The sequence below is a fragment of the Noviherbaspirillum sp. genome, assembly GCF_035944575.1.
GTDB lineage: Bacteria > Pseudomonadota > Gammaproteobacteria > Burkholderiales > Burkholderiaceae_D > Noviherbaspirillum.
Map to the genome: position 1 here is coordinate 1 of NZ_DASZBA010000114.1, position 3,099 is coordinate 3,099.

The following is a 3,099-nucleotide window of genomic DNA, read 5'->3' on the forward strand; positions in this document are numbered from 1 at the left end:
CTGACCGGTTCGCCCGGCCCCGTTACGATCATCCATCAACCGGATGTCCGCCGCATGCTGATGTCGATGCGCGCCCAGACCGAAGCCGCGCGTGCACTGTCCTATGTCACGGCGGCCGCTTCCGATGCCGCGCATCATCACCCGGATGAGGCGACGCGCAAAACGAATCAGGCGTTTTACGAATTCATGGTGCCCATCGTCAAGGGCTGGTCCACCGAGATGTCCATCGACGTCACGTCCACCGGTGTGCAGGTGCACGGGGGTATGGGCTTCATTGAAGAAACCGGCGCCGCGCAGTACTACCGCGATGCCCGTATCCTGCCGATCTATGAGGGTACGACTGCCATTCAGGCGAACGACCTCGTCGGCCGCAAGACGGTGCGTGACGGTGGCGCAACCGCCAAAGGCATACTTGCCCAGGTCCGGCAGACCGAAGAAGAATTGGCTGCCTACGGCGCTGGCGACCTGGCCGCTATCCGTAATCAGCTGGCAGCCGGATCGAAAGCGCTGGAGGATGTCGTCACGTTCGTGGCAACGAATGTCAAGTCGGATATCAAGGGCGTGTTTGCGGGTAGTGTGCTGTATCTGAAGCTTGCCGGCATTGTCCTGGGTGGTTGGCAAATGGCCCGTGCGGCATTGATCGCGGAACGCAGACTCAAAGCGGGCGAGGGCGACGCCAAGTTCTACCAGGCCAAGATCACGACGGCGCGGTTTTTTGCCGAGCACATCCTGTCCCAGGCATCGGGCTATCGGGCGGCAATCGTGGAAGGCAGCAGCGGCGTATTGGCACTTACGGAAGAGCAGTTTTAAACGCCTTTCCCGCATAAAAGGGCAGCTTCGGCTGCCTTTTTTTACTGTGACTTTTCGGGCCTGCCTAGCGAAGACGTCCGATGTACGCCCGGTCGACATCCTCGTCCGGCAGGCGGGATGTCGTGTTATCGCCCGGTGCATGAGATATTTTGGCCGCTGCAGCCGCGCTTCCAAAGCGCGCCGCCAACGGTGCCTTGGGCGGGTTTCTCACAAACAAACCCTCATTGCCAAAATAAATCTCCTGCAGTTTCTCGCAGATCCGATGCGCGTCTTCAGCCGGCGTTTGCAATGCCAATTGCAATACATGCCTGCAGTAGGCAGGGTCTGCCCGCATATACTCGATATCGGTTATCCGGCCACTCTGTCGGCGCAGGATGACATGCAGGCGTCCCATCAGTGCGAATGCCTGATTCTCCAAAGCCGCTACGGTCGTTTGCTGGTGCGCTGTCATATCACATGCTCCCCATGCTGTTCGATGTCCAATCCGTCCCGTTCCGCCTCGGCAGTGGCGCGCACGCCTACCGTCAAGTCGACGACAGCGAGAATCAGGCCCGTCATGACGCCGGCATAAATTGTCGTCGCGACCACGCCGATTGCCTGCCTCAACAATGTGCCTTCGACTCCGCCGATGCCTTTGACCGCGAATACTCCCGTCAGGAGCGCGCCGACGATGCCGCCGATTGCATGCACGCCGAAGACATCCAGCGAATCGTCATATCCCAACCGCGATTTCAACGAGGTCGCGCCCCAATAGCACGCCGCACCGGCAACGGCACCGATGTAGAATGCGCCGCCGACACCGACAAAGCCCGACGCTGGTGTGATTGCCACCAGTCCGGCAACAGCTCCGGAGAGCAGTCCCAGCACCGACGGTTTGCCGCGACGCATCCATTCCATGCACATCCACGTCAGCGCGCCGACCGCAGCAGCTACCTGTGTCACCAGCATCGCCATGCCCGCTCGTCCATCCGCGGCGCCGGCCGATCCGGCATTGAAACCGAACCAGCCTACCCAGAGAAGGGACGCGCCTATCATGGTCAGTACGAGGTTATGGGGTGGCATCGGTTCCTTGCCGAAGCCGATGCGCGGCCCGATGATGATTGCGGCGACCAGGCCGGATATTCCGGCGTTGATATGAACCACGGTGCCGCCGGCGAAATCAAGTACGCCCATGGCCGCCAGCCATCCGGACGGATCCCATACCCAATGCGCTACAGGCGCATAAACGACAAGCGACCAAAGGGAGATGAAAAGGAGTAGTGCGGAAAATTTCATGCGTTCCGCAAATGCGCCGGTGATTAGCGCCGGCGTAATGATGGCGAACGCAAGCTGGAACATCATGAAAACGCTCTCGGGAACGGTCGGTGCGATACTGTGGACGGTCAGCTTGCCGGCTTCCTTCATGTATTCCATGCCCTGCAACATTATCTGGGCGCTACCGCCGAGAAACGCATTTCCTGGCGAAAACGCCAGGCTGTAACCAAGCAAAACCCACAGTACCGTCACGATACAAACAGCCGCAAAGCTATGCGCTGCAGTCGTCAACACGTTCTTCTTGCGCACCATGCCAGCATAGAAAAGTGCCAGGCCCGGAATCGTCATCAACATCACCAATGCGGTGGACGTCAGCATCCATGCCGTATCGCCTGCACTGATTGTTGAAGCATCGACCAGGGTCGGCTTGGTCAAGGCAGGTGTGGAGGTGGCTGAAGGCAAGGCTGCCACGCTGTTTTCCGCTTTCAGCGCTGTTGACCCGGCGTTGCCCGAACTTTCGCCTGTGGCAATGCCAGTTGCCGGCACCATGACTTCGGACAGACCTGAAGGAAGGGTTGGTGATACGGGCTGCTGCGCGCTTGCGGATGTGGCGCATATGCAGAAAAGCAGGCCGGTCAATGTAAGTAACCCAGAGGCCGCACGCATCTTCATGAAAACTCCCACTGTCGGTTGATGAACTGACGCGCAGTCGCGCATATGTTTCACCAATGCACTTTTTGTGCCACGCAGCAATAAGCTCAAACGACCGGAAAATCATGCAATGCGGCTGTTTAAAACTAGTAAATGCACTAATGTGGTGTGGGAAGGAAAGAAAATAGGGAGCGAGGTGCGCGAGCATGCCATGTAGGCAGAAGGCGACTGCCTGGGCTTTGAACAGTCAGCCGTATGCTCCTCCGGTATAAAGGAGATCGAATGTACGGGCAATTGTGGCAATCAATGCGGTGGCGCCGACTGCAGTGGTGAGCACCAGAAGCACCGCGAGAGGCCACCGGGAGTCAGATTGCTTGCCTGAAC

The 3,099-nt window shown here is 58.7% G+C and carries 4 protein-coding genes; 2 read left to right on the forward strand and 2 right to left on the reverse strand.

Annotation, left to right across the window (positions count from 1 at the left end; genetic code table 11):
* On the forward strand, nt 1–810 hold an 810-nt coding region (locus tag VGU61_RS07290; RefSeq protein WP_326858448.1), incomplete at its 5' end, for an acyl-CoA dehydrogenase.
* A 64-nt stretch (nt 811–874) separates the two neighbouring features.
* Here the strand turns inward: VGU61_RS07290 and VGU61_RS07295 are convergent.
* Nucleotides 875–1,261 carry a hypothetical protein gene (locus tag VGU61_RS07295; RefSeq protein ID WP_326858449.1) on the reverse strand — a complete coding sequence of 129 codons (387 nt, stop codon included), beginning with the start codon at nt 1,259–1,261 and terminating at the stop codon, nt 875–877.
* On the reverse strand, nt 1,258–2,610 hold the full coding sequence (locus tag VGU61_RS07300; protein WP_326858450.1) for an ammonium transporter: 1,353 nt from the start codon (nt 2,608–2,610) through the stop codon (nt 1,258–1,260). The genes VGU61_RS07295 and VGU61_RS07300 overlap by 4 nt, the downstream gene beginning before the upstream one ends.
* On the opposite strand from VGU61_RS07300, the gene VGU61_RS07305 reads away from it, so the two are divergent.
* Nucleotides 2,492–2,758, forward strand: a complete 267-nt coding sequence (locus tag VGU61_RS07305) for a hypothetical protein (protein ID WP_326858451.1) — start codon at nt 2,492–2,494, stop codon at nt 2,756–2,758. The two genes, VGU61_RS07300 and VGU61_RS07305, sit on opposite strands and share 119 nt — an antisense overlap.
* The last annotated feature ends 341 nt before the right edge of the window (nt 2,759–3,099 follow it).